Annotated in this window: 20 protein-coding genes, 1 pseudogene and 1 riboswitch; of the genes and pseudogenes, 9 read left to right on the top strand and 12 right to left on the bottom strand. The window is 64.5% G+C overall.

Features of this window, described 5'->3' with window-relative positions; genetic code table 11:
* Positions 1–103: 103 nt before the first annotated feature.
* A complete protein-coding gene (locus tag J5M71_RS10165) occupies positions 104–1096 on the bottom strand; it encodes a DNA-binding protein (RefSeq protein ID WP_207831937.1) in 993 nt (330 codons plus the stop codon).
* Between the two features lie 239 nt (positions 1097–1335).
* Here J5M71_RS10165 and J5M71_RS10160 point away from each other — a divergent pair, with 239 nt between their 5' ends.
* The 3 genes from J5M71_RS10160 to J5M71_RS10150 all read left to right on the top strand — a co-directional run bounded on the left by J5M71_RS10160 (position 1336) and on the right by J5M71_RS10150 (position 4012).
* The gene (locus J5M71_RS10160; protein ID WP_207831935.1) at positions 1336–1941 is read left to right on the top strand and encodes a PAS domain-containing protein; all 606 of its coding nucleotides are present in this window, start codon (positions 1336–1338) and stop codon (positions 1939–1941) included.
* 125 nt (positions 1942–2066) lie between these two features.
* Entirely contained in the window at positions 2067–3068 is a 1002-nt protein-coding gene (locus tag J5M71_RS10155) for a threonine/serine dehydratase (protein ID WP_207831933.1), read from the top strand.
* Positions 3065–4012 carry an ornithine cyclodeaminase family protein gene (locus J5M71_RS10150; RefSeq protein WP_207831931.1) on the top strand — a complete coding sequence of 316 codons (948 nt, stop codon included), beginning with the start codon at positions 3065–3067 and terminating at the stop codon, positions 4010–4012. The genes J5M71_RS10155 and J5M71_RS10150 overlap by 4 nt, the downstream gene beginning before the upstream one ends.
* 13 nt (positions 4013–4025) lie before the next feature.
* Here the strand turns inward: J5M71_RS10150 and codA are convergent, their stop codons facing one another.
* The 3 genes and pseudogenes from codA to J5M71_RS29255 form a co-directional block, all read right to left on the bottom strand.
* The gene (gene codA, locus J5M71_RS10145) at positions 4026–5267 is read right to left on the bottom strand and encodes a cytosine deaminase (RefSeq protein WP_207831929.1); all 1242 of its coding nucleotides are present in this window, start codon (positions 5265–5267) and stop codon (positions 4026–4028) included.
* A gap of 97 nt (positions 5268–5364) precedes the next feature.
* On the bottom strand, positions 5365–6027 hold the full coding sequence (gene tenA, locus J5M71_RS10140) for a thiaminase II (protein ID WP_207832118.1): 663 nt from the start codon (positions 6025–6027) through the stop codon (positions 5365–5367).
* Between the two features lie 5 nt (positions 6028–6032).
* Positions 6033–6194: pseudogene (locus J5M71_RS29255) on the bottom strand (TenA family transcriptional regulator); the annotation flags it as partial.
* A gap of 27 nt (positions 6195–6221) precedes the next feature.
* Positions 6222–6335: riboswitch (TPP riboswitch) on the bottom strand.
* Between the two features lie 242 nt (positions 6336–6577).
* Here J5M71_RS29255 and J5M71_RS10135 point away from each other — a divergent pair.
* The 3 genes from J5M71_RS10135 to J5M71_RS10125 all read left to right on the top strand — a co-directional run bounded on the left by J5M71_RS10135 (position 6578) and on the right by J5M71_RS10125 (position 12326).
* Entirely contained in the window at positions 6578–9964 is a 3387-nt protein-coding gene (locus tag J5M71_RS10135; protein ID WP_207831927.1) for an Ig-like domain-containing protein, read from the top strand.
* Positions 9965–10298: 334 nt separating this feature from the next.
* The gene (locus J5M71_RS10130) at positions 10299–11282 is read left to right on the top strand and encodes an SCO family protein (RefSeq protein WP_207831924.1); all 984 of its coding nucleotides are present in this window, start codon (positions 10299–10301) and stop codon (positions 11280–11282) included.
* 93 nt (positions 11283–11375) lie between these two features.
* A complete protein-coding gene (locus J5M71_RS10125) occupies positions 11376–12326 on the top strand; it encodes a site-specific integrase (protein ID WP_207831922.1) in 951 nt (316 codons plus the stop codon).
* A gap of 126 nt (positions 12327–12452) precedes the next feature.
* Here J5M71_RS10125 and J5M71_RS10120 read toward each other — a convergent pair whose 3' ends face one another.
* A complete protein-coding gene (locus J5M71_RS10120; RefSeq protein ID WP_207831920.1) occupies positions 12453–13592 on the bottom strand; it encodes a glycerate kinase in 1140 nt (379 codons plus the stop codon).
* 141 nt (positions 13593–13733) lie between these two features.
* Positions 13734–14831, bottom strand: coding sequence for a sugar diacid recognition domain-containing protein (locus tag J5M71_RS10115; RefSeq protein ID WP_207831917.1), 1098 nt, complete (start codon positions 14829–14831; stop codon positions 13734–13736).
* Between the two features lie 162 nt (positions 14832–14993).
* On the opposite strand from J5M71_RS10115, the gene J5M71_RS10110 reads away from it, so the two are divergent.
* The 3 genes from J5M71_RS10110 to J5M71_RS10100 all read left to right on the top strand — a co-directional run bounded on the left by J5M71_RS10110 (position 14994) and on the right by J5M71_RS10100 (position 19122).
* Complete coding sequence (locus J5M71_RS10110) at positions 14994–16322, top strand: MFS transporter (protein ID WP_207831915.1); 1329 nt, start codon at positions 14994–14996, stop codon at positions 16320–16322.
* A 197-nt stretch (positions 16323–16519) separates the two neighbouring features.
* A complete protein-coding gene (locus J5M71_RS10105) occupies positions 16520–18040 on the top strand; it encodes an FAD-dependent oxidoreductase (RefSeq protein ID WP_207831913.1) in 1521 nt (506 codons plus the stop codon).
* Between the two features lie 71 nt (positions 18041–18111).
* The gene (locus J5M71_RS10100) at positions 18112–19122 is read left to right on the top strand and encodes an aldo/keto reductase (RefSeq protein ID WP_207831912.1); all 1011 of its coding nucleotides are present in this window, start codon (positions 18112–18114) and stop codon (positions 19120–19122) included.
* A gap of 116 nt (positions 19123–19238) precedes the next feature.
* On the opposite strand, the gene J5M71_RS10095 is transcribed toward J5M71_RS10100, so the two are convergent.
* From J5M71_RS10095 to J5M71_RS10070, 6 genes are all read right to left on the bottom strand, one after another.
* Positions 19239–20219, bottom strand: a complete 981-nt coding sequence (locus J5M71_RS10095; protein WP_207831910.1) for an LLM class flavin-dependent oxidoreductase — start codon at positions 20217–20219, stop codon at positions 19239–19241.
* A 100-nt stretch (positions 20220–20319) separates the two neighbouring features.
* Positions 20320–21231 (bottom strand): LysR family transcriptional regulator, encoded by a 912-nt coding sequence (locus tag J5M71_RS10090; RefSeq protein ID WP_063914102.1) that lies wholly within the window; start codon positions 21229–21231, stop codon positions 20320–20322.
* Positions 21232–21331: 100 nt separating this feature from the next.
* Positions 21332–22024 (bottom strand): TraX family protein, encoded by a 693-nt coding sequence (locus J5M71_RS10085; protein WP_207831908.1) that lies wholly within the window; start codon positions 22022–22024, stop codon positions 21332–21334.
* A 3-nt stretch (positions 22025–22027) separates the two neighbouring features.
* Positions 22028–23104 (bottom strand): metal-dependent hydrolase, encoded by a 1077-nt coding sequence (locus tag J5M71_RS10080; protein WP_207831906.1) that lies wholly within the window; start codon positions 23102–23104, stop codon positions 22028–22030.
* Positions 23105–23148: 44 nt separating this feature from the next.
* The gene (locus tag J5M71_RS10075; RefSeq protein ID WP_207831904.1) at positions 23149–24399 is read right to left on the bottom strand and encodes an OprD family porin; all 1251 of its coding nucleotides are present in this window, start codon (positions 24397–24399) and stop codon (positions 23149–23151) included.
* Positions 24400–24453: 54 nt separating this feature from the next.
* Positions 24454–25653: a benzoate/H(+) symporter BenE family transporter gene (locus tag J5M71_RS10070; RefSeq protein WP_207831902.1), complete on the bottom strand. Its 1200-nt coding sequence runs from the start codon at positions 25651–25653 to the stop codon at positions 24454–24456.
* Positions 25654–25758 lie beyond the last annotated feature (105 nt).

Here is a 25758-nt window from a genome sequence, read left to right as displayed (position 1 = left end):
CGGGCTGTGGAACAGCCCTACGATGTCGATATTGACGCAAAAAATCGCCGGGGCTGCCCCGCGGCCCGATCGCGACACTGCAAAGACAGCGCTGGTCTGTGACTTACTGCGCCGCGTTAGCGGCAGACAACTGCGACCGACATGCACGCAGCTCCTCGTCTCGTGCCTTGAGCTGCTCCTCAAGCTGCCGTAACTGGCGAGCCTGTTCCGCGCACACGTCGCGCCTCGCTTCCAGGCTCTGTGCCTGCATATCCAGCTGCCGACGCATTTCCTCGCTGGCACCCTGCGCCTGGGCCAGGATCGTGCGCAAGCCCTGGATCTGCGCATCACGCTGTTCCAGCAATTCATCCTGCGCCCTGCAGGCGCTGGCGGCCTGACGATGCTCACCCAGCAAACGCTCGTTGTCGCGGTGCAGGCGGGTCAGCTCGTCCTGCTTGACGATCATGCCCTGCTGCAGTTGGCGCACTTCCACTTGCAACTGTTGCAACTGTGCTTCATGCCGGCGCTGTTCCTGCTCACGCTGTTCGCGGCTGGCGTTGCGGTAGTGCTCCAGTGCATCGCGGGCATGGCGATGCTTGTCTTCCAGTGATTTTACCTGCTCGTCCTTGTCGGCCAGGCGCACCTGCAGCTCGCCCAGCGACTGGTTGAGGCTGGCACTGCGCAACTGTTCGGCTTGCAGGGTGCTTTGGGTGGAAAGCAGTTTTTCCGATTCGGCGGCCAGTGCGGCCACATCGATCTGATGCTGCTGATGCGCCGCAGCCAGTGCCTGCTGGGCGATCGCCAGCTGCGCTTCCAGCTGCTCGCGCTGTTGAGTGAAGGTGCTTTCGGCCTGCTCGATCTTCAGGTCGGCCTCGTCCTGCAACTGGGTTGCCAGTTGCCCGACCATTCGGCTCAGCACGTCGCTCAGCGCAATGCCGCCCTCGGCGGCCACGGGCTGCTGGCCGGTCAACTCTTTCAGATAGCGGTGAATGGTGGTCTTGGAGCCGGTGTTGCCCAGCTCGATACGTATGGCATCGATGCTGGGGTTTTCGCCCCGGGCAATCAGCGCCTGACGCGCCTGCTGCACTACAACCTTGTTTATACCGCCCCGGGCCATGCTTGCTCCTACGATTTTGTACCGTATTATGTACCATGTAATTACATACCAATTATGAAGACAAGCAACCAACCCTGCAAACATTTCCTAAGATGGAATAATCACGGCTTATCGCATGTGAGATGGAAAATCGGGCTGTTTTCGAACCGGGCAACCGTACCGGCCCTGCCCGTAGCTGCCTTGTGTCAGTTGCGCTTTGCCGCCACCATGGGTGTCCAGCACCCGATCACCGACAGAAAATGACCCTGGAAAACTACAAGGCAATCGCCGACAGCATCGCACTGCTGCTGTACCCGCACGCAGAAGCCATCGTTCATGACCTGCGCAGCCAGACCGTCGTGCACATCGCCAACAATTTCTCCCAGCGCAAACTGGGCGATGACTCGGCGATCGATCACGAACTGGGGGACCTGCTCAACGGTGCCAACCTGGGGCCCTACGAAAAGCTCAACTGGAATGGCCAGAAAATCCGCTCCATCAGCACCGTGCTGCGCAACCAGGACGGTGAAGCCGAGTACCTGCTGTGCATCAATCTGAATGTGTCGGTACTGGAGCAGGCCCGCGCGGCGCTGGATGCGTTTTTCCAGATGAGCCGGCTGGTGCCGCAGCCGGATTCACTGTTCCGCAATGACTGGCAGGAACGCATCAATACCTTCCTGCATGCCTGGCTGCAGGAACGCAACCTGTCACTGCAAACGCTGCAGATAAAAGACAAGCGCAGCCTTGTGCAGGCATTGCATGCCGAGGGTGCGTTCGAAGGGCGCAGTGGCGCCGACTACATCGCCAGCGTGCTCAACATGGGTCGGGCCACGGTGTACAAATACCTGAAGGAGTTCCGGGCCTAAGCCCCCTTTACTTCACAGCGCTGGCGACCAGATGGGGGCGCCGACGGTTTCGCTCGCCCTATTGCCATAAATAGACTATTAGTCTACGGTGGACATATATTCCATGAATAGACAGGAGTGCAGCCATGCCAGCCGCCACAGGTTCCCCCACCGTTGTCGATGCCGATTACCTCGATGCGCTATACGAAGCGATCAAGGATGCCCATGTGGCGCTGCGCCCGGCCGTCAGCATCACCCCGTTGACCTACAGCGCCCGGTTGTCGGCAATCAGCGGCTGCAACGTGCTGCTCAAGTGTGAACACCTGCAGCACACCGGCTCGTTCAAGTTTCGTGGGGCCAGCAACAAGATCCGCCTGTTGCCGGTCGATCAACACCAGCAGGGGGTGATTGCCGCCTCTTCCGGTAACCACGGGCAAGCGCTGGCGCTGGCGGGTAAGCGGGCTGGCGTACCCGTCACCGTTTACACCACCACTTCCGCCTCTGCGTACAAGGTGGAAGCCATGCGTGCACTGGGCGCCGAAGTGGTCTGCCTGCCCACCGACCCGCTGAGTACGGAACTGGAGGCGGCCAGGCAGGCCAAGGCCCAGGGCAAGCCGTTCGTGTCGCCCTACAACGACCCGCAAGTCATCGCGGGCCAAGGCACCATCGGCATCGAGCTGTTCGAGCAGGCGCCAGAGCTTGACGCCGTGTTCGTTGCCGTGGGCGGTGGCGGAATGATTGCCGGCATCGCTGCCGCCCTGCGGGTACTCAAACCTGGCACCGACATCATCGGTTGCTGGCCAGAAAATGATCCGGCTCTGCAGCAGTCGCTCAAGGCCGGCGAAATCATCGACGTGGACGCTACTGACACGCTGTCCGATGGCACGGCCGGCGGTGTCGAGCCCGGTAGCATCACCTTCCCGCTGTGCCAGACGCTGCTGACCGATACCGTGCTGGTCAGCGAGGCCGAGATCAGGGCGGCCATGCGCGATATCGCCAGCAGTGAACGCTGGATCATCGAAGGTGCCGCCGGCGTTGCTGTCGCCGGCATGCAAAAGCTTGCCGAGCGCTACCGTGGCAAACGCGTCGCGGTCATCCTGTGTGGCCGCAACATCCTGCTGGACAAGTTCCTCGAGGCCGTCCAATGAAGGTCTTCAGCAAAGCGCAGATCATCGCCAGCCTGGACCGGGAAGCTGCGGTACGCTGCCTGGAGCAAGGTTTCATCGCCTACTCCGAGGGCAAGGCGCAGGTCCCGCCAGTCCAGGGCTTTGCCTTCCCCGGCGCCAACGGTGACTGCTGCGTCAAATCGGCCTATATAGAGGGCAGCGCCACCTTCACGGTCAAACTCTCGACCGGCTTCTATGACAACCCGTCCAAGGGCTTGCCGAGCAATGATGGCTTGATGCTGGTACTGTCTGCACACACCGGGCAGCCGCTGGCCCTGCTGCAGGACGAGGGCTGGCTGACCGGTATGCGCACAGCCCTGGCCGGGCGTATCGCTGCGCGCTTGCTGGCGCCGGCACAGGTCACCGCCATTGGCATCCTGGGTACCGGCATGCAGGCGCGGATGCAGCTTGAGCAGCTGGGTGCGGTGACCGACTGCCGCCGGGTCGTTGTCTGGGGTCGCCACGACAGCGGGCTGGTCGCCTATAGCGCTTTTGCCCGCGAGCTGGGTTACGAGGTGCTGACAACGCGTGACCCTGCAGAGGTCGCCGCGGCGGCAAACCTGATCGTCTGCACGACCCCGTCCCGCCAGCCGTTGTTGCGCAGCGAGTGGGTCCGGCCCGGCACGCACATCACCGCTGTCGGGGCCGATGCGCCAGGCAAGCAGGAGCTGGACCCGGCGCTGGTGGCCAGGGCAGATCGCATCATCGTCGACTCGATGGCCCAGTGCAGCCAGTACGGCGAGGTTGCCCACGCCTTGAACAGCGGCCGGATCGACGCCAGCCAGTTGATCGAACTGGGTACGCTGCTGGCTGGCCGCGCCAAAGGGCGTGAGCATGATCGCCAGATCACCCTGGCGGACCTGACCGGTGTAGCCGTGCAGGATGCGCAGATCTCAAGCTGCGCCCTGGCTGCGATGGCCGCCTGAGACCACGCCGGCGTCAGACAAAGCGCTGGACCTGCGCCGGCGTCCGCTGCATCAGCACCTTACCGTTGCGCACCGACACCAGCGCATGCCCCTGGCTGCGCACCATCTCGTAATCGTCCGGCGCCGACAGCAGCAACAGGTTCGCCGGCCGCCCCACCTCGATGCCGTAGCGCTCGCCCAGGTTCAGGGTGCGGGCGCTGTTGTCGGTGATCAGGTCCAGGCAGCGCTGCAGGTCTTCGTAACCAAGCATATGGCAGATGTGCAGGCCGGCCTCGAGAATACGCAGGATGTTGCCGTTGCCCAGCGGGTACCAAGGGTCGACGATGGAATCCTGGCCAAAGCATACGTTCATCCCGGCGCGGTCGAGTTCGGCCACGCGGGTGACACCACGGCGTTTCGGAAAGTTGTCGAAACGCCCTTGCAGGTGAATGCTCTCGGTCGGGCAGGAGACGAAGTTGATACCCGACTGCTTGAGCAAGCGAAACAGCTTGTAGCAGTAGGCATTGTCGTACGAGCCCATGGCCACGGTATGGCTGGCTGTGACCCGAGCCCCCATGTCGCGCACCCGGGCCTCTTCGGCCAGCACTTCGAGGAAGCGTGACTGCGGGTCGTCGGTCTCGTCGCAATGCACATCCACCAGGCAGCCGGTGCGCTCGGCCAGGTCCATCAGGAACTTCACCGACGACACGCCCTGGTCGCGGGTGTTTTCGAAATGCGGGATACCACCGACCACATCGGCGCCAATGGCCACCGCTTCGCTCATCAGCGCCCGGCCGTTGGGGTACGACTCGATACCCTCCTGGGGGAAGGCGACGATCTGCAGATCAAGCAGGTCGCGCACTTCGTCACGCACTTCAACCATGGCCTTGAGCGCGGTCAGGGTGGGGTCGGTGACATCGACATGGGTGCGCACATGCTGGATGCCATGGTCCACCAACATGCCGATGGTCTTTTTCGCGCGGCGCTTGATGTCGTCGTGGGTGGTGATTGCCTTGCGCTCGGCCCAGCGCTCGATGCCTTCGAACAGGGTGCCGCTCATGTTCCACTGCGGCTCGCCAGCAGTCAGCGTGGCGTCCAGGTGAATGTGCGGTTCGATAAAGGGTGCCACCACCAGGTTCTGGCCGGCATCCAGGTCATCGGCAGCGCGCGGCGCCACCCCGTCGGCCTGGGGCTTGATGGCGGCTATGCGTTCGCCGCTCAGTTCGATGCGGAACAGGCCAGGCTTGCCGCGCAGGCGTGCGTTGATGATGTTCATGAGGCTTCTCCCTGGGCTTGGCTGATGGCCCTACCAGCATAGTGGCGCAAGCCCTGTGGTATTTGCTACTGGCCCTATCGCCGGTGCAGGCAGCAAATCAGGCTCCGTCCAAGCCCATCTGCCAGAAGTCCGCCTCCAGGCTGGACGCCTGGCCGAAAATCCCCACCAGTTCGGCAAACCCTTGCTCGGTCATGCTCCGCGCTGCCAGCTCGTCCAGATGCTTGCGCGCCGCGCTGGCGACACCCTGGTAGCCCTCGCCGGCATACTCTGCGATCCATTCACGGTACGGGTGACTGCTCAAATCGCCAATGCGCTCGGACAGCGTTCGGCCGATCTCGGCATAGCCGATCACGCAGGGTGCCAACGCCACATGCAGCTCCAGCAGGTCACCCGCAGCGCCGCAGTCCAGCACGTAGCGGGTATAGGCAACCGTGGCCTGGTGTTCTGGCGCCGCCTCGATATCGGCCTGGGTCAGGCCCCAGCGTGCACATAGGCGCAAGTGCAGCTCGGTTTCGTCCAGAATCGCCGCCAGCCCGGCCTGCGCAGCGCGGATGTCGGCCGGGCGACGGCTCTTGTAGGCAGCCAGCGCCCAGGCGCGGGCGAACTGGATGAGAAACAGGTAATCCTGTACCAGGTAGGTGCGGAAGGCGGCTTCGCTCAGCGTACCCTCGCCCATCTGGCGCACGAAGTCGTGGTCGACATAACTGTTCCACTGCGGCGTGGCAGCGGCCTTGAGGCGATCGAAGATATCCATGCCCAGTTGTCCTCCGGGTAGACGGCGTTGAAGAAAGCCCGCTCCAGCGCCACGGTGCGCTGGCAGAAGTCACCGGCCAGCACGGCTTCCTGTGGGCCGACGCGGTCGAGTTCGGCTTGCAGGAAGGCAACGAAGTCCTGGTATGTCGGCCGGTTCACTGCCTTGGCATGGACGAGCCTCATAGCAAGGCCGGCAAAAGACAGGTTACAAGGCACATCCCTTCGCCGGCCTGATCCGGATCAGGTTCGTGGGGGCACCGCGCTGCAGCGTCCAGCGGTTCATCAGCCCATTGCCGGGCGCCCCTTGGTGGCGCTCAGGTATACCCCAGGGCGCCGGTGCTGTCACTACCCAATCAGTGGGCAATGGGTGACCCACTAGTGGGGACCTTCACCCATTTTTGACGCTACGGCATTTTACGCACATCAGGCACTACAAGGATTTGTTTGGAAAGGTATTCCCCCAATTTGGGTTGGCACAACCGTTGCTCTAGCCCCATAAACGGGCAAAACGCCATCGATAGCGTAAAGCCATAAGGCCGCGAGCGAGGCACAAGGCTATGAAAACAACTGCCGTGATCCACCCTGCCAGGCATGCGTTCCAGCTGTCCTCTGTCACTGCGCTGATGCTCAGCCTAGGGCTGGTCACGGTCATGGCCGCCCCCCTCGACGACAACAGCATGCCACCGCCGACCGACCCGTCAGCCTACACCAACCAGCCGGCCGACCCGACCCAGGCCTTGCTAGACCTCTACAACATGCCGCCGACCAACCAAGGTGCGCTGGAGCTGACCAATGGCGTGTACGGCGACCGCGACACGGTACGCGCCAACAACGTGCTGCCGCCGGCCCTGCAAACCGGTAACAAATACCCCACCAACGGCAAGCCCAGCCCGCTGTTCGGGGCACTGCCGTTTACCCAGCAGTTGCTGCTGTTCGAGGAATTCGGCACGGAAAAGCTCGACCCCACGCTGCCGCCGCCCCCCCTGACCTTCCCCGTGCCCACCTTGGGCGCAGCACCGGCGCAGGACCCTAACGTGGTAGCTCGCAGCGGCCCCAGCGGCACGGCCCTGGAAGCCTTCCTCAAACAGCCGGGCCTGTACCCGTTCCCGACCCAGTATTCCAACGTGCTCGACCGCAACCCGTGGAAGGCGCAGATCGAGATGTTCCTCAACCGCCAGCCGGTCGGTTCGCCGGCGGAAGGCCGGCCACCAGGAAAAGGCTGGTCGCACCAGCGCTGGAACGAGTTCACCCCGCAGGCGGGGTTCAAGACCGCCCAGGCCGGTGCGCGCATCAACCTTGGCCTGCGTGACCGCAGGCAACTGCACAACTACGCGGTTGGCGAGTTCGCCCCGGGCGGCCTGTACTACCAGACCTCCGACATCCCGACCACGCTGGGCACCACCAAGGGTATCGACACCCGCTTCCACCCGAAAATGCCACTGCAAAACCACAAGTCGCTATGGACCTTCGACGGCACCTTCCCGCCCAAGTTGCTGATGGTGCGCTATGGCCAACCGATCCTGATGCGCCACTACAACGCCTTGCCGATCGACCCTTCGGCCAACGCCGGCTTTGGCCTGCACACCCTTTCGACCCACGAGCACAACGGCCACTCACCGGCCGAGAGTGACGGCTTTGCCAACGCCTATTTCTTCCCAGGGCAGTACTACGACTACCGCTGGCCGCTGCAACTGGCCGGTTACGACACCATCAACACCCGGGCCCAGGACCCGCGTGCGGCTTTCCCCTGCTCGCCGGGTGAAACCCTGTTCGTCAATGACGCCTCGCCAGGCCTGAAAACCTGCCAGAACGGCAGCATCAAGATTCGTGGTGACTGGCGCGAAACCATGAGCACCCACTGGTTCCACGACCACATGCTGGATTTCACGGCGCAGAACGTCTACAAAGGCAACGCCACCATGATGAACTACTACAGTGCCCTGGACCGTGGCAACGAGGCGCTGCAGGATGGCGTGAACCTGCGCTTCCCCAGTGGTTCGGGCATGCCGTGGGGTAACCGCGACTATGACGTCAACCTGGTGATCGCCGACAAGGCCTGGGATGCCAGCGGCCAGCTGTGGTTCAACCCGTTCAACACCGATGGTTTCCTCGGCGACCAGATCCTGGTCAACTGGCAGTACCGGCCCGTGCTCAAGGTACGGGCACGCAGCTACCGCTTCCGTATCCTCAACGGCTCGGTGTCGCGCTACTTCAAGTTCGCCGTGGTGCGGGAAATTGCCGGCACCAGTGGCGAATTCAAAGGCCCGACCGGCTCCAACGTATCGTATGCGCGGGTGCCGTTCCACATGATTGCCAACGACGGCAACATCATGGAGCACACCGTGCCGTTCGACGGCACCCTGGACCTCAACGGTGACGGCAACCTGCAGGACAACAACGGCATCCTGCCACTGCAAGGTATCGCCGAGCGTTACGACATCATCATCAACTTCGCCAAGAACGGCATCAAGGTCGGCGACAAGCTGTACTTCGTCAACCTGGAAGAGCACCTGAGCGGCAAGGGGCCGGAAGGCGCCATCGCGCTGGCCGACGTGCTCTCGGAAAAGTACAAGCCAGTGATCAAGCAGACCACCAGCGGCCCGCGCTGGGAAAACGGCGACCCAGGGATCGGCAAGTTCCTGCAGCTTGTGGTACAGCCCTACAGTGGCCAGGACCTGAGCATGAACCCCGCAGACTATGAGCCGGCCAAACCGGGCAAGGCCGAAGGCCTGAAGATGCTACCACTGCCGATTGACCGCAACTCTGCCACCGACCAGGCCAAGCTCAAGGCGGCCCGCCACCGCGAGTTCATCTTCGGTCGCTCCGACGGTACCGATACCCAGCCCTGGACCATCAAGACCGATGGCGGCTTTGGCTACAGCATGGACCCACGGCGTATCGGTGCGGCGCCACAGCTGGCCCAGCAGTCCACCGACGGCGGTTTCAGCGGCGACGGCACCCTGGAAGTGTGGAAAATCGTCAACGGCGGCAATGGCTGGAGCCACCCGGTGCATGTGCACTTCGAGGAAGGAGTGATCCTCAGCCGCGACGGCAAGGCACCGCCAGAATGGGAAAAGTGGGCGCGCAAGGACGTGTACCGCATCGGGCCGGATGTCGATTCGTCGGAGGAAGTGGAAATGGCCATCCGCTTCCGCGAGTTTGCCGGTACCTACATGGAACATTGCCACAACACCCAGCATGAGGACTCATCGATGCTGCTGCGTTGGGACCTGGAACACCCAGGCCAGTTCCAGGTGATGCCGACCCCGCTGCCGGGCTGGGATGGCGTGGAGTACGTGGCTTCGGTTGGCCTGCCGACATTCCGCACCAAAGACCAAGGCGAAGACCCGGTCAACAAGCCGCCGGTCGCGGCCAACGACAGCGCCGCAACCACGGCCGGCAAGCCGATCACCCTGAATGTACTGGCCAACGACACCGACCCGGAAGGCAACCTGCCGCTGAAGGTCGTCGGTCTCAGCCAACCGGACTCCGGCCAGGGCACCACCAGCACCGATGGCACCACGGTGACCTACACCCCGCCGGCTACGGTTGCCACGCCGTTCACCGCCAGCTTCAACTACTCGGCGCGTGACGCCAAGGGCGCCGAATCGGTAACACCGGCTACGGTCAGCATCGCGGTAGGCGCAGCGGCGATCGACCAGATCCAGGTCACCACTGCCACGGTGCAGGTGCTCAGCAGCAACCGTTTCACCTGGGAGGTCGCAGGCACTACCTCGGTGGCCACGGGCAACAGCATCACTGTGACCGTGGCTACCACCGGCGGCCCGGTGAACCTGGGCACCGCCACAATGACCGCCACGAGCAGCGGTGCCAGCTGGCGGTTGGTGGCAACCACCAGCGGCTATGGCCCGGCCACGCCGGCGACGGTGACCGTGAAATCGGCGCTGGGGCAGAGCGTGACCGCGCCAGTCAGATACAAGTGAGGGTAAAGCGGGGGCCGCTTGGCGGCCCATCGCCGGCAAGCCGGCTCCCACCTCGACTGCATCGGCTCCAAGCCTTGTGCAGTACCTGTGGAAGCTGGCCCAGCCCTTTGGGGCGTAGATAACTGCACTTGCAAGCAGTCCGCATACCCTGTGGGAGCGGCTTTAGCCGCGAAGAATCCAACGCGGTGCATGGCACCGGCTTCGCCGGTGTTCGCGGCTAAAGCCGCTCCCACAGGGCCCCTGCCAACTCAATGAGTGATGTGCAGTTCTGTGGGGGCTGGCTTGCCGGTGATGGGCTGCGTGGCAGCCTCAATACCGTTACGAGGACCGCATCATGTCCGGCTCATGGCGTTTCCTGCTGGTGCTCTCGCTGTTCGCCGCCAGCATCCCGTTCTGGCCGCTGCAACCGCAACAACCCGTGGCCGAGGAAGCAGCAACCCCTTGGGGCGCCGACTACTTTCCCAACATCCCCCTGCTCACCCAGGACGGGGAAAAAGTGCATTTTTTCGACGACCTGATCAAGGACAAGGTGGTCGCCATCAACTTCATCTTTACCGGCTGCTCCGACTCCTGCCCAGTGGAAACCGCCCGCCTGCGCCAGGTGCAGAAAATCCTCGGTGATCGGGTCGGCAAGGACATCTTCCTCTATTCCATCAGCATCGACCCCTACAACGACACCCCCGCCACCCTCAAGCGCTACGCCGAAAAGTTCGGTATCGGCCCTGGCTGGACGCTGCTCACCGGCGAGCCGGCCGATATCGAGCAATTGCGCCGTAGCCTCGGCCTGTACATCGAAGGCCTGGAAAACGGCCGCTCCAAGGACCACAACCTGAGCCTGATCATCGGCAACCAGGCCACCGGCCGCTGGATGAAGGCCTCGCCCTTCGAAAGCCCGTACATCCTCGCCGACCGCCTGGGCAACAGCCTGCACAACTGGAAACAGGCCAGTGCCATGGCCAATGACTACGCCCAGGCGCCCAAGGTACGCCCCCCCAGCAGCGGCGAGCAGCTTTTCCGTACCCGCTGTTCGTCCTGCCACACCCTTGGCAACGCCGAGCCAGGGCAACCCGGCATCGGTCCTGACCTGCTGGGCGTGACCCGCCAGCGTGACGCCAACTGGCTGACCCGCTGGCTTAAGGAACCCGACCAGATGCTGGCACAGAAAGACCCCCTGGCCATGCTTCTGTACGAACAATACAACCGCCTGGCCATGCCCAACATGCGCCTGGGCGATGCCGAAGTCAGCGCGCTGATGAGCTACATAGAGGAAGAAACCGCACGCCTGCAGACGCCCCTGGCAGAAAAGGGAAACCCTTAAAGGCAACGCGCCATCAGTCATGCTGAAACCACCGCCGGGACAGGCAACCCATTTCGGTTTATCGTGTGCCCATCGCCCACCGACACCCGCACCATGACCGACATCGAGCGCTACCTCCGCGCCGCCACCCGTGACAACACCCGGCGCAGCTACCAGGCCGCCATCGAGCATTTCGAAACCCACTGGGGCGGCTTTCTCCCTGCCACGGCCGAGAGCATTGCCCGCTACCTGGCCGATCACGCAGACCAGCATGCAGTCAGCACACTGCGCCAGCGCCTGGCCGCGCTCAGCCAATGGCACGTGGCCCAAGGTTTCCCCGACCCGACCAAGGCACCGCTGGTGCGCCAGGTACTACGCGGCATCCGCACCCTGCACCCGGCACCGCCCAGGCAAGCCGCGCCGCTGTTGCTGCAGCACCTGCAAAGCGCAGTGGAATGTTTTGAAGAAGAAGCCCGCCAGGCCCGGGAACACCATGACCTGGCCGCCTTGCGCCGGGCGCGCCGCGACGCTGCCCTGTTGTTGCTGGGCTTCTGGCGCGGCTTTCGGGGTGATGAACTGGCACGCCTGCGCGTCGAGCACATCCAGGCCGAGGCCGGTGTCGGCATTACCCTGTTCCTGCCGCGCAGCAAGGGCGACCGCGAAGCCCTGGGCGTACAACACCGCACCCCGGCCCTCAAGGCCTTGTGCCCGGTCACGGCCTACCTGCAATGGCTGGAAGTCGCCGGCATCGCCCATGGGCCGGTGTTCCGCAAACTCGACCGCTGGGGCAACCTCAGCGACGCCGCGCTCAACAGCAACAGCCTGGTCGGCCTGTTGCGGCGCATGCTGGAACGCGCCGGGGTACCAGCGGCGCTGTATACCGGCCACTCGCTGCGCCGTGGCTTTGCCACCTGGGCCACGGCCAACGGCTGGGAGTTGAAGTCGCTGATGAGCTACGTGGGGTGGAAAGACGCCAAGTCGGCGTTACGTTACATCGACGCGGCGCAGCGCTTTGGCGAACTGGCCGTGCTACCGGCCAGCCAGGCGCAAAAGCTTATTCCTTAGGTACACCGCCCCAGCGGGCAATACCCTTTGGGAATTTACACCGCGCAGCATCCAATGGGTGCATGGCACCGGCTTCGCAGGTGCTCGCGGTGAACCCGCTCCCACAGCGCTCACCGGTCAACCTGCTCAAATCTGCTTCGCGCAACGCCACATGCGCCCGATATCACAAGCTCGCGCCCGCAGCAGCCCGGCGGCATTGGCACATGCCTGCTCCAGGCTCATCGGCCCGCTGGCCAGGGCAAAGGCGGCATCGACCCCATGGGCATACAGCTGCTGGTAGCCCTCACCCAAGGTCCCGGCCAGCACCACCACCGGCACCCCATGGCGCTTGGCAACCCTGGCCACACCCATTGGCGTCTTGCCACGCAAGGTCTGGGCGTCGAAGCGCCCTTCGCCGGTCACCACCAGGTCCGCGCCTTGCACCAAGGCATCCAGGCCGGCCAGTTCGGCTACCACTTCCACCCCGGGACGGAACTGCGCGCCCATGAATGCCCGGGCCGCGAACCCCATGCCGCCGGCAGCGCCGCAGCCAGGGTAGTCGCGCACATCCTCCCCCAGCAACTGCGCACAATGGTCGGCAAAATGACCCAGGGCCTGGTCCAGCGCCTGCACCTGCTGCGGGTTGGCGCCCTTCTGCGGGCCGAAGATCGCCGAGGCGCCATTGGCGCCACACAGCGGGTTGTCGACGTCTGCCGCAACTTCGAATTGCACCTCGGCCAGACGCGGGTCGAGGTCGCTGGCATCGATGCGGGCCAGTTTGGCCAAGGCCAGGCCGCCCTCTTCCAGTGCTTGCCCGTCGGCGTCCAGCAGGCGCAAGCCCAGCGCCCGCAACATGCCGCTGCCCGCGTCGTTGGTGGCACTGCCGCCGATGGCCAGCACTACCCGTTGCGCGCCGGCGGCCAGGGCGGCGGCAATCAGCTCACCGGTGCCCCAGGTGCTGCTGCGGCAGGCATCGCGCAGGCCAGTCGGCACCAGCTGCAGGCCACTGGCCTGGGCCATTTCGATGATCGCCGTGCGGCTTTGCGGTAGCCAGCCCCAACCGGCCTCGACGCTTTGCCCCAGTGGGCCGCGCACGGTCTGACAACGCAGTTCGCCGTGGCTGGCGGCAAGAATCGCATCCATGGTGCCTTCGCCACCGTCGGCCATCGGGCACTCGACCAGCTCGGCCTCCGGCCAGGCCTCGCCCAGGCCCGTCGCAATGGCGCGGGCGACACCGGCAGCGTCGAGGCTGTCCTTGAACGAGTCGGGGGCAATGACGATCTTCATGGGGTTTCTCCTGTCCAGATGAGCGGCATGCTGACAGGTGCCTGCCAAGGTGGCCTCGGTCAAATGCACAAAACGCCGGGCGGGTTGTTTGGGCAGATGCCTTTCGCCTGTATTGGCCCTATCGCCGGTGCAGGCAACCCTTCAGTCGGCAGGCAGCAGCTGCAACCCCAGGTACAAGCTAAGCATGCCTTCCATGCGCAGCGGGTCCACCTCGCCCAGTTCGGCAATCCGTTCCAGGCGGTAGCGCAGGCTGTTGCGGTGGATGCCCAGGGCATCGGCACAGGCCTGGCTCTGGCCATCGTGGGCACACCAGGCGCGCAGGGTGGTGAGCAACTGCCCACTACTGTCCTTGCTGCGAATTCGCTGCAAAGGCTCCAGCAATTCATCCAGCGCATCATCGTTGCGATGCCGCCACAGCAAGGCTGGCAACCGGTAGCGCTGCAAGCTGAGCAGGCGCTCGCCGGGCAGTACCTCGCGCCCATAGGCCAACAGGTCGCGCACCCGGCGATAACCCCGGCGCAGTTGTTCCAGGCTTTGCGCGGCACCGCCCAGGGCCAGCCGTTCCACTTCCCAGCCATGGCGTTGCAGGCGTTCCAGCAGGCGCGGTTCGTCCAGCACCACGCTGGCCGGGCGACACCACAACAACGACTGGCGGGCCGGGCTGACACACCAACTGTCCGGGTAGCGGCTCATCAACCACGCCGACAGCGTTTCGGCGGGTGGCCCCGAGGCCAGCTCGAACAGGCACGGTACCCGTGGCAACTGGGGTTTCAGGCCCAGTTGCCGAGCCTCGTCGAGCAACCGGGGAGAATCGCCGCTGCCGCCCAGCAGCAGGGCCAGCAAATCGTCACAGCGCTGCCGTCGCCATTGCTGGTCGGCCTGCAAATGGCGCTGGGCCAGCAGCATTTCGGCGGTCATGCGCACCAGCTCGCCATAGGTGCGCACTTGCTGCGGGTCACCGGTCAGGCCAAGTACGCCCATCAATCGGCCATCGAGCATCAGCGGCAGGTTCACCCCGGGTTGCACGCCCTTCAGGCATTTGGCCGCGTCGGTGTCCAGCTCGACGATCCGGCCGTTGGCCAGTACCAGCTGCGCGCCCTCGTGACGGGTATTGATGCGCTCCGGTTCGCCACTGCCGAGGATCAAACCTTGGCTGTCCATGACATTGACGTTGCAGGGCAGAATGGCCATCGCCCGGTCCACGATATCCTGTGCCAGGTCATGGTCGAGTTCGAACATTGAACGGTCCTTTGGGTGTCAGGTTTTGGGCTCGGGCACAGCAGCCCGGTGCAAGTGCTGTGCAAAAGCACAAAGACAGGCACGCCGCAGTCCCCGAGACTCGTCAGGGCGAGCGCCGGAACAGGCGACGCGGCGACAACCATAACAACAGAGAACCCGATCATGGCATACAGCCCCGCCCCTGACCAAGGCACGGACACCACCCGCAACGCGCTGTACCGGCGCATTACCTTGCGGCTGATTCCGTTCATTTTCATCTGCTACCTGTTCAACTACCTGGACCGCGTCAACGTCGGCTTTGCCAAGCTGCAGATGCTCGACGCCCTGAAGTTCAGCGAAACGGTGTACGGCCTTGGCGCCGGCATCTTCTTCATCGGCTACGTGCTCTGCGGCCTGCCGAGCAACCTGGCGCTCAACCGCTTCGGCCCGCGGCGCTGGATCGCGTTGATGATGATCGCCTGGGGCAGCCTCTCCACCTGTCTGCTGTTCGTCACCACACCCACCGAATTCTACGCCCTGCGCCTGCTGACCGGCGCCGCCGAAGCCGGCTTTTTCCCCGGCGTGGTGCTGTACCTTTCGCGCTGGTTCCCGGCGGCCCGCCGCGGCCGCATCATGGCCCTGTTCATGTCGGCGATCCCGGTGTCGGGCCTGCTCGGCGGGCCGTTCTCCGGCTGGATCCTGCAGCACTTCGCCGCCGGCCAGCACGGCCTGGCCGGCTGGCAATGGATGTTCCTGATCCAGGGCCTGCCGACCGTTGCCTTGGGGGTACTGGCAGTGTTCCTGCTCAGTGACGGCTACCAGAAAGCCGCCTGGCTGAGCCCGGCCGAACGCCAGCTGATTGCCGCCGACCTCGACGCCGATGCCGCCAGCAAGCCGAGCACCACCGGCGACAGCGTGCTCGCCGTGTTGACCAACCCGTTGATCTGGACCTTCGGCTTTGTCTACTTCTGCATCCAGAGCGGTGTGTACGCAATCAACTTCTGGCTGCCGTCGATCATCAAGAACATGGGCTTCGACAACCCGCTGCTGATCGGCTGGCTCAGCGCCATCCCGTACCTGCTGGCCGGTGTGTTCATGATTCTCTGCGGGCGCTCGGCCGACCTGCGCAACGAGCGCCGCTGGCACCTTGTGGTACCGATGCTGATGGGCGCCATCGGTCTGCTGATCGCGGTGAATTTCGCCAGCAACCCGGCCATCGCCATCCTCGGCCTGTCGATTGCCACCATGGGCGCCCTCACCGGCCTGCCGATGTTCTGGCCGATGCCCACCGCGCTGCTCAGCGCCGGCGCAGCTGTCGCCGGCCTTGCGATCATCAACTCGGTGGGCCAGATGGCCGGCTTCCTCAGCCCGTATCTGGTCGGCTTCATCAAGGACCAGACCGGCTCGACCGATGCCGCGCTGTATTCGCTGGCGGCGTTGATCGTGCTGGGTAGCCTGGTGGCCTTGCGGGTAACCCGGGCCGGTGCGCTGAGTACTGCACGGGCCAGTTGAGGCATTCGCGGGTCAACCCGCTCCCACAGGATCACCACCAACTGGAAGATTGTGGGATCCATGTGGGAGCGGGTTCACCCGCGAAGAGGCCCGACCAGGCCACACACAATCCACACCCTCCACCGGTCGTCAGCTCAACGCATCCCCTCCCCAGCCCAGGCGTCAAATGGTTCCAAAGCCCCCTTTGGAGAACCTCCATGACCCAGTACGCCGTGGCCCGCCTGGCCCAGCTCGACGAACACCGCCCCCTGCGCGTCCAGGCCGGCAGCGAGGAGATCATCCTCATCCGCCAGGGCGACCAGGTGCACGCCTACCAGGGCAACTGCCCCCACGAAGGCGCACCACTCAATGAGGGCGTGGTCTGTGGCGGTCTGCTGGTCTGCCCCTGGCACAAGGCCGCGTTCGCCGTGGACGAGGGCGCGGTCTGCGAGCCGCCGGCGCTGGCCGACCTGCGCCGCTACAGCACCTGGGTAAAAGGCGACGAGGTCTGGGTCGACGACCAACCCCTGCCCAGAACCGAGCCGCCCCGCCACAGCGATGCCCGCTGTTTCGTGGTGGTCGGCGCCGGTGCCGCCGGCAGTGCCGCAGTCGCCACCCTGCTGGACCATGGCTTCGCCGGCCACCTGGTCTGGGTCGATCAGGAGCGCCAGCCGGCCTACGATCGTACTTCCCTCAGCAAGTTCGTGATCGCCGGGCAGATGCCGCCCGATGAAGTGCCAGCCCTGCTCGACGCCGACGCCCTGCGCAAGGGCCAACTGCAGCGCAAGCATGGCAAGGTGCGCACCCTGAACGCTCAGAAGCGCCAGGTCACTCTGGCCGACGGCCAGCAGATCGACTATGACGCCTGCCTGCTGGCCACCGGCGGCAAGGCACTGCGGCCCGATATCCCGGGAGTCGATCTGCCCGGGGTATTTACCCTGCGTTCACGGGAGGATGCCGCGCACCTGCTGGACGCTGCCGAGCCCGGCCAGCCGGTCGTGATCGTCGGCGACGGGTTCATCGGCCTGGAAGCCGCCTCTGCCTTGCGCAAGTACGGCCTGCAGGTGCACCTGGTCACTCGCCACGAAGTCCCCCTGGCCCGGCAGTTGGGTGAGCGCATCGGCCGTAGCATCCGCGAGCTGCACGAACGCAAGGGGGTCACCTTCCACGGCCCCACCGAGGTCGAACGGATCAAGGGCCAGGGCAAGGTCGAAGCCGTGCTGCTGGCCAACGGTGAGCGGCTACAGACACCATTGGTGCTGTTGGGCACCGGGGTAGAACCGGCGACCACTTTCATCCAGGGCGTGCTGCTGACCGAAGACAAGTCGGTGCAAGTCGATGCCGAAATGCGCGCGGCAGATGGCCTATGGGCTGCGGGGGATATCGCCACCTTTCCGCTCAGCGGGCGCCCGGTGCGTATCGAACACTGGCGCCTGGCCCAGCAACACGGGGTGATCGCCGCCGCCAACATGCTCGGCGAGCAACGCCGCTATGCCGACGTGCCGTTCTTCTGGACCTACCAGCACGGCCGCACCTACGAAGTACTGGGTCACGCACGGGACTGGAACCGTATCGAATTCGTCGGCGAGCCGGAAAAAGGCGACTTCATCGCCCTGCAATGCGTGGATGAGCGGGTCGAGGCGGTCATCGCCAAGGGCTATTCCGATGCCATGGCGACACTGTCACAACGCCTGAAGCGCCCGTTGAGCCTGCAAGAGGCCTTGGCGCTGATCGGTTGAGGCCGCCTTTCATTGCGCCCCGGTTGTGTGTAAAACAGGTAGATCAGCCAACTGTCAAAGGACCCACGCGCATGATCTACCGCCCCCTCGGCCACAGTGGCCTGCAGGTTTCCGCCCTTACCCTGGGCAGCATGATGTTCGGCGAGCAGACCAGCACCGAGGACGCCCTGCGCATCATCGACAAGGCCTGGGACCAGGGCATCAACTTCATCGACACTGCTGACGTGTACAACGCCGGGCGCGCAGAGGAAATCGTCGGCGAAGCGGTGGCCCGCCATCGGCAGGACTGGATCGTGGCCAGCAAGGTCGGCTTCGGCCCGGCCGATGGCCTGCCCAACCGCAGCGGGCTGTCGCGCAAACACATCTTCAATGCCCTCGATGCCACGCTGACGCGCATGGACATGGACTACCTGGACATCTACTACCTGCACCGCGAAGACCACAAAGTACCGCTGGAAGAGAGCGTGCAGGCCATCGGCGACCTGCTGCGCCAGGGCAAGATCCGCTACTGGGGCCTGTCCAACTTCCGTGGCTGGCGCATCGCCGAGGCCTGCCACATTGCCGAGCGGCTGGGCGTGCCGAGGCCGGTGGTGAGCCAACCGCTGTACAACATCGTCAACCGCCAGGCCGAACCGGAGCAGCTCACCGCTGCGGCTGCCCACGGCCTTGGTGTAGTGCCATACAGCCCGCTCGCGCGGGGCGTGCTCAGTGGCAAGTATGCGCCAGGCGCAGTGCCAGATGCCGGTAGCCGTGCCGGGCGCCAGGACAAACGCATCATGGAGGTGGAATGGCGCCAGGAGTCGCTGGCCACCGCCCGGCAGATCCAGGCCTATGTTGAAGCCAAGGGCGTGGGTATCGTCGAGTTCGCTATCGCCTGGGTGCTGAACAACCAGCTGGTCAGTTCGGCGATTGTCGGGCCGCGTACGGAAGAACAGTGGGATACCTATGGCGGTGCGCTGGCGGTGAAGATCACGGCAGAGGATGAGGCGTTCATCGATTCATTGGTGACGCCGGGGCATGCGTCGACGCCGGGGTTCAATGATGTGGCTCATTATGTGACTGGGCGGTTGGCCCGCAGCTGATCACCCTCCTGTTCCGGCCTCTTCGCGGGTAAACCCGCTCCCACAGGATTACCTAGGCCTCAGGGCCTGTGCAATCCCTGTGGGAGCGGGTTTACCCGCGAAGAGGCCGGCAGGGTTTAGCTCAGTTCAGCCAAGGCTCGCGCGGCATAGGCATGCGAACGCTGCCGCGACAGCGGGTCGTGGATGCGGCAGTCAATCATCAGTTCATCTGCGGCGGTCTGCTCGATCAGCGAGCGCAACCCTTCCCTTACCCGCTCCGGCCCACCGGCCACGGTGCAGGCCATGACTTGCTCAAGTACCGCGCGCTCATGGTCCGGCAGGCTCTCGACATAACCTTCCTGTGGCTTGGGCAACAGGCCGAAGCGCCCCACATGCAAGTCCAGCATCCACTTGCGATGGGAGCTGGCCAGGTAGTCCGCCTCGGCATCGCTGTCGGCGGCGAACAGGTTCATGCCCACCATCACATAAGGCTTGGCCAGTTGTGCCGAAGGCTGGAAGTTGGCCCGGTAATGGGCGATGGCCTGCAGCAGGTAGCGCGGGGCAAAGTGCGAGGCAAAGGCATAGGGCAAGCCCAGTTTCGCCGCCAGGTCGGCGCCGAACAGGCTGGAGCCGAGGATCCATACCGGCACATCGTGGCTGCCAGGTACGCCACGCACCCGGCGCTTGCCGTTGTCGGCCAGATAATCGCGCAGCTCGGCGATGTCCTGGCTGAAATCACGCTCTGGTGCGGCACCACGCAAGGCACGCACGGTTGGCCCTGAGGTGCCTGGCGCACGGCCCAGCCCTAGGTCGATACGGCCTGGGTGCAGGGTGTCTAGCGTGCCGAACTGCTCGGCCACCACCAGTGGCGCATGGTTGGGCAGCATGATGCCACCGGCGCCGACGCGGATATGCCGGGTGGCGTTTGCGATTTCGTTGATGACCAGTGACGTGGCGGCCGAGCCGATGCCCGGCATGTCGTGGTGTTCGGCGATCCAGTAGCGGCTGTATTGCTGTTGCTCGACATGGCGCGCCAGTTGGCGGGACTCTTCGATCGCGTCGGCGAAGGTCTTGCCTTCGCCGATCATGACCAGGTCCAGTACGGACAGTGCAGTCATGGGGTCTCCACGGGGATTCTCGGTGACTGCCAGTTTCCCTGCTGCGCAGCCAGTGATAAACCCGGCTTCAGGCCCGGCACAGGGGCCTGCCAGTCCCCAATCAGTATTCCCAGGGCACGCCCGGTTCCCAGCTGGCTACCAGCAGGTCGATGAAGCCGCGTACCCGTGGCGACAGATGGCGCTTGCTTGGATAGACGATGCGAATCGGGTCCGCTGGCGGCCGATAGGCTTGCAGCACCTCCACCAGGGTGCCGGCGCGCAAGTCGTCGCCGGTGATGTAGGTAGGCAGGTGAATAAGCCCGAAACCCGCCCGCGCGCCATCGAGCATCGCCTCGGAGCTGTCGATGTTCAGCCGCCCGGGGTCTTCGCACAGGTGCAGCCCCGCTTCGGTATGGAAGCGCCACGGCATGGTCTTTTCGCCGGCCAGGAAGGCGATCTTGTCGTGGCCATAGAGGTCGCCGGGCACCTGCGGTACGCCGCGCGCGTCCAGGTAAGCGGGCGAGGCGCAGGTGACAAACTGCTGCCAGGCCACTGTGCGGGTCAACAGTTGCGAGTCTTCCTTCGGTGCACCGATACGCACCGCAACGTCGATACCCTCCTCGACCAGGTCGACGAAACGGTCGGTGAAGCGGATGTCGGCGCGCAGCTCGGGCCACTGCTTCAGGTAGCGGTCAAGCATCGGCAACACATGGCGCTGGCCGAATGACAGGGGGGCTGTCAGGCGCAGGGTGCCGGTGGGCTTGCCACGGCGCTGGGCCATGGTGCTTTCCACTTCGTCCAGGTCATCCAGAATCTGCCGCCAGCGCTCGTAGGCCACCAGGCCCTCGTCGGTCAGGCTCAACTTGCGCGTGGTGCGATTGAGCAGGCGTACGGCCATGCGCGCTTCCAGACGGGCGATGCTCTTGCCCACCGCCGAGCGCGTCAGGCCAAGGGTGGCAGCGGCGGCGGTAAAACTGCCGGCCTTCACCGCACTGACGAAGGCGGCGATGTCGCCGAAGCGGTTGGGTTCCATGGGCGGTTCCTGAGTCCGGTGCGGCCGGCCTAGATGGGTATGAATCTGTGAAATACAAGCGGGGGCTGCTTTGCAGCCCTTCGCGGCCCCGATTACTGGTTCAGGATAATCCTTTGATGACCAGCAGATGCACCGGATAAAACAGGTAACCCCAACGTCCCACCGCAGGCACCCGCCAACCCTCATGGCGCAGCAGCGACCACCCGAGCGGAATCGCCGAGGCTGCGGCCATCAGCGTCAGCACGGCAATTGGCGCCAGCAGATGCTCCCTTAACCAGCTGTTGGTCAGGTTCCCGCCCATGGCCAACAGGCAAGGCAACAACCAGGCCGCACCTCCCTTGCTGCGCGCCATCAACCAGGCGCCCGGCAGCATCACCCCCGCCAGCCCGTACATCAACTGTTCACTGAACAGCCACCCCGCAAGCAGACTGGCAAGGCCAATCACTCGCGCCGATCTCAATGAGTGATGCACACCCCAGGCGACCAGCAACCCCAACACCAGGGTCGGCATCACGCTGAACGTTGGCGACCCACTGTCCAGCCAACGATACACAGGCTCCGACAGCCCCGCGAACACCAGCATCAGCACCACATAACGCAGGTTGCCACGGGTGTACAGCGCCTCTGCCCTGCCGCGCCCCACATTCACCGCAATCGCCAGGCAAAACAGCGGAAATGCCAACCGGCCAAGTACGAACAGGCCATCGGCATCAGGCCAAAGGAAGCGTAGGTGGTCGGCGACCATGGTCAGCATCGCCGTCCACTTGACCAGGTCCAGCCCGGCTGAGCGCATGCCTCAGTGCCCGCGCTCGACTGGGCCGGCCCCCAGGTGGCGATCGGTCCAGGCAGCCAGTGGCAATGGTGGCTGCTGCTCGACGATCCGTCGCCAGATCAGCACCAGGTCGTCGCCATTGAACGCCGAACCTGGCCCGGCGCCCTTCCACATTGATGGCACATCGGCAATCCAGTGCCCCTGGCTGTCACGGTGGGCCATGCTGAAGCGGAACGTGTAGTTTCCCGGTATGCCCATACGCAGGTCGCTGACCACCAGCGCATCACCTACCTGGTCGTAGCGCAGCCAGTCATCGGTAAACCAGCGCAAGCGCTGGTGCAACGGGTGCCCGGCCAGCGCTTGCGCCAGCTGCAGATTACGCGGCAAACGCTGCATTTCTGGCGCCTGCTGGTCAAACCCGCTGCTGATGCCTTCGTAGTAATCGCCGTCCGGGGTCTTGGCCAGCACCCGCCAGACCAGGCTGTTGAAGGCGATCGGCACGGCACGTACCTGGCTGACGGCAATACCTTGCTGGTCGAGGGCCGCCTGGAAACGCTGCTCGGCCGCCATGCGTCCGGCCAGGCCGAAACCCAGGTAGGCTGCGCTGAACACCAAGGCCAAGGTCAGAAACTGCGTGGCCCGGCTCGTCAGCCCTTTGATGATTGCGTAGGTCACCGCCGCCAGCAGCGGCACGGTGTACACCGGGTCGATGATGAACACCGCTGCCCAGCTTTCCGGGGTGGCCTGCAAGGGCCAGAACAACTGCGTGCCGTAGACCGTGAAGGCGTCGAGCAACGGGTGGGTGACCAGCACCAGCCAGAACGCCAGGAACAGCCTGGGCAAGGTATAGCCTTTGCCTGGCCAGCACTTGTGGACCAGCCAGGCCAGCAGCAAGGCCAGCCCGGTGAGCACGAACAGGGAATGAGAAAAACCGCGGTGGTAGGTCATCTGCGACACCGGATCGGCGTAGCGGATGATCACGTCAAGGTCGGGCAGCGTGCCCAGCGCCGCGCCATACAGCAGCGAGCGGCGGCCCTGGATACGGCCGAGTACGGTACCTTGAAGGGCAGCGCCGAGAACGGCTTGGGTGATGGAGTCCAAGGGTGGCGATCCTGAAAAGGTGGTTTCAGGAAACTACCCTCATCTCAGAACAACTGCCAGGTGTACACCAGCGTCAAGCGGTTCTCGTCGATATCGCTGCGGTAATTGGACCGGGCCATGGCATTGCGTACACGGATCCCCAGCCCCTTCAGCACCCCGCCCTGCACCGCGTAACCAATGTCCAGGTCACGCTCGCGGTCACGCCCTTCATAACCCAGCCCGGTATCGACATTGTTACCCGTGATGTAGCGCACCGTCGCGGTCAGCCCCGGCACGCCCATGGCCGCAAAGTTGTAGTCGTAGCGCACCTGGTATGAGCGTTCGTCGGTATAGGCGAACTCATAAGTGGGCACTTCGTTACCCAGCGGCGAGATGTTGGCGAACACCCGTGGGAACGGGGTGTCGCCATAAATGCCCTGGTAGCCGGCATGCAAGCTGTGCCCGCCATGCCGGGCGGTAAACATCGAGAAGAGCGCCTGGTTGTCGATGTTGCCGAGCAACGCATCGCCATCCTCACGCGCGGTGAAATACCCCAGGTTGGCGCTGAGCACCCAGTTGCCTACGGGCTTGCTGTGCTTGAGGCCGACAAAGCCCTGTTCGTAGATGTCCTCCAGCTGCCCGTACCACAGGCTGACACTGCTCTGGTTGGCATTGAATGCATAGTCCCCGCCCAGGTAGTTGAAGGCATCGCTTTCTACCTGGCGCATCGGCACATGGCCGAGCATGGGGTTCATCTTGCCGTCGCCGCCTTCGTTGCGCAGGTGGGTACTCTTCAGGTGCCCGGTCTGCACGGTCAGGCCGTCGATTTCCGCAGAGCTCAGGCTGACGCCTTGATAGGTCGGTGGCAGCAGGCGGATGTCGCTGAAAGTCAGCACCGGCAGGTTGGGTTGCAGTTCGCCGACGCGCAGTTCGGTCTTCGACAAGCGGGCCTTGAAAGTGGGTGCCAGGCGGCTGTATTCGTCGGCGGCGCGGCCGTCGCCGTGCACCGGCAGCAACCCGGTGTTGGTGCGGTCGGGGCTGCTGTCGAGCTTGATGCCCAGCAGGCCCAGCGCATCCAAGCCAAAGCCGACCGTGCCCGGGGTGTAGCCGGACTTGAAGTCGAGGATGAAACCCTGGGCCCACTCCTCGGCCCTGGATTGCCGGTTGGCCCCGACAATGTCGGAGAAGTCGCGGCTGAAGTAGTAGTTACGGGCACTCAGGGTAGCCTTCGAATCCTCGAAGAGGCCGCCTTCGGCGGCCAGCAACGGTTGGCTGAGCAAAGTCAGGCCCAGGGCGACGCAAGGGGTGTGGTTCATTCCGAAGCTCTCTTGATCTTGTTTTTATGGGTTAAGCGTTGGAAACACAGCGGTTCAGGGGGTACGGGGCAGCACCTCCCGGGCACGTGGCTGGCCCAGCCTCAGCAGCGCATGGGCCAGCAGGCCGAACAGCAAGCCCCAGAACGCCGCCGAAAGGCCCAGGAAGGCCACCCCCGAAGCGGTGACCAGGAAGGTGAACAACCCGGCATCGCGCTCGGCCGGGTCCGCCAGGCTGCGGGCCAGGGCCTCGCTGATGGCGCCATACAGGGCCAGCCCGGCCAGGGCGGCGATCAGGGCGGCGGGAAAAGCCGCGAACAGCGACATCAGCGTTGCTCCGGCGACGCCCAGCAACAGGTACAGCGCACTGCCAGCCACCGCCGCGACATAGCGCCGCCGTGGATTTTCATGGGCTTCATGGCCGGTACACAGGCTGGCGGTGACTGCCGCCAGGTTCAGCCCGTGGCAACCGAACGGCGCCAGCGCGGCACCGGCCAGGGCACTGGCACCGATGATCGGGCTGGCCGACGTGGGGTAGCCGGCGTTGCGCAGTACCGCCATGCCCGGCATGAACTGCCCGGTCAGGGCCACCAGCACCAGCGGTAGTGCCAGGCTGAATACCGCTGCCAGGCTGAACTGCGGGGTGACCCACTGCGGTGACGCCAGCTCCAGCACCAACGCCTCGCTGCGAAACGCCCCGCTGGCCACGGTCATCACCGTGCCCACGCACAGCACCGCCGCCACGGCGTAGCGCGGCTGCACCCGGCGCATCAGCAGGTAGGTGACGAACATTGCCAGTACCAGCAGTGGTTGCACCGGCAAGGCGCGGAACACCTCGATGCCGAAGCTGAACAGGATGCCGGCCTGCATGCCGGCGGCGATGGAGCCCGGCAGGCGCGCGATGATGCGGTCGAAGGCCCCGCTGATGCCGATCAGCAACAGGACCAGGTTGGCCACCAGGTAGGCACCCACGGCCTGCTCCAGGCCCAGTAGCGGCAAGGCGGTGACCAGCAGCGCCGAGCCAGGGATCGACCAGGCGATTACCACCGGCACCCGGTAGCGCAGGCTGAGCAGCGCGCCGAGCACGGCGCTGCCCATGGACACTGCCCAGACCCAGGAGGACAGTTGCCGATGAGACAGGCCGGCGGCTTCGGCGGCGTGAAAGATGATCACCAGTGGGCCGGCGTAGGAGATCATCGTGGCGATGCAGCCAGCGACGATGGCCGACAGGGAGCAGTCCTTGATCAGGGTTTTCATGACGCTTCTCGCAAGGCAGCGGCCGGCCTTTGTGGCTGGCTCTTGTTCTGGTGTTGGCTTTTTCGCGGGTGAACCCGCTCCCACAGGGACTGCGCAGGTTTCAGC

The organism is Pseudomonas sp. 43(2021) (genome assembly GCF_017490805.1).
In the GTDB taxonomy this organism is placed as follows: Bacteria; Pseudomonadota; Gammaproteobacteria; order Pseudomonadales; family Pseudomonadaceae; genus Aquipseudomonas.
The sequence above is the reverse complement of the archived record's forward strand: the minus strand, read 5'-3'. Positions and strand labels throughout refer to the sequence as shown.

Bases quoted from the DNA above. Each gene is read 5' to 3' on its own strand.
- J5M71_RS10120 (WP_207831920.1), bottom strand. From the start codon at position 13,592: ATGAAGATCGTCATTGCCCCCGACTCGTTCAAGGACAGCCTCGACGCT.
- J5M71_RS10110 (WP_207831915.1), top strand. From the start codon at position 14,994: ATGGCATACAGCCCCGCCCCTGACCAAGGCACGGACACCACCCGCAAC.
- J5M71_RS10085 (WP_207831908.1), bottom strand. From the start codon at position 22,024: ATGCGCTCAGCCGGGCTGGACCTGGTCAAGTGGACGGCGATGCTGACC.
- J5M71_RS10135 (WP_207831927.1), top strand. From the start codon at position 6,578: ATGAAAACAACTGCCGTGATCCACCCTGCCAGGCATGCGTTCCAGCTG.
- J5M71_RS10165 (WP_207831937.1), bottom strand. From the start codon at position 1,096: ATGGCCCGGGGCGGTATAAACAAGGTTGTAGTGCAGCAGGCGCGTCAG.
- J5M71_RS10155 (WP_207831933.1), top strand. From the start codon at position 2,067: ATGCCAGCCGCCACAGGTTCCCCCACCGTTGTCGATGCCGATTACCTC.
- J5M71_RS10130 (WP_207831924.1), top strand. From the start codon at position 10,299: ATGTCCGGCTCATGGCGTTTCCTGCTGGTGCTCTCGCTGTTCGCCGCC.
- J5M71_RS10125 (WP_207831922.1), top strand. From the start codon at position 11,376: ATGACCGACATCGAGCGCTACCTCCGCGCCGCCACCCGTGACAACACC.
- J5M71_RS10100 (WP_207831912.1), top strand. From the start codon at position 18,112: ATGATCTACCGCCCCCTCGGCCACAGTGGCCTGCAGGTTTCCGCCCTT.
- J5M71_RS10150 (WP_207831931.1), top strand. From the start codon at position 3,065: ATGAAGGTCTTCAGCAAAGCGCAGATCATCGCCAGCCTGGACCGGGAA.
- J5M71_RS10105 (WP_207831913.1), top strand. From the start codon at position 16,520: ATGACCCAGTACGCCGTGGCCCGCCTGGCCCAGCTCGACGAACACCGC.
- J5M71_RS10075 (WP_207831904.1), bottom strand. From the start codon at position 24,399: ATGAACCACACCCCTTGCGTCGCCCTGGGCCTGACTTTGCTCAGCCAA.
- codA (WP_207831929.1), bottom strand. From the start codon at position 5,267: ATGAACATCATCAACGCACGCCTGCGCGGCAAGCCTGGCCTGTTCCGC.
- J5M71_RS10115 (WP_207831917.1), bottom strand. From the start codon at position 14,831: ATGTTCGAACTCGACCATGACCTGGCACAGGATATCGTGGACCGGGCG.
- J5M71_RS10070 (WP_207831902.1), bottom strand. From the start codon at position 25,653: ATGAAAACCCTGATCAAGGACTGCTCCCTGTCGGCCATCGTCGCTGGC.
- J5M71_RS10095 (WP_207831910.1), bottom strand. From the start codon at position 20,219: ATGACTGCACTGTCCGTACTGGACCTGGTCATGATCGGCGAAGGCAAG.
- J5M71_RS10160 (WP_207831935.1), top strand. From the start codon at position 1,336: ATGACCCTGGAAAACTACAAGGCAATCGCCGACAGCATCGCACTGCTG.
- J5M71_RS10090 (WP_063914102.1), bottom strand. From the start codon at position 21,231: ATGGAACCCAACCGCTTCGGCGACATCGCCGCCTTCGTCAGTGCGGTG.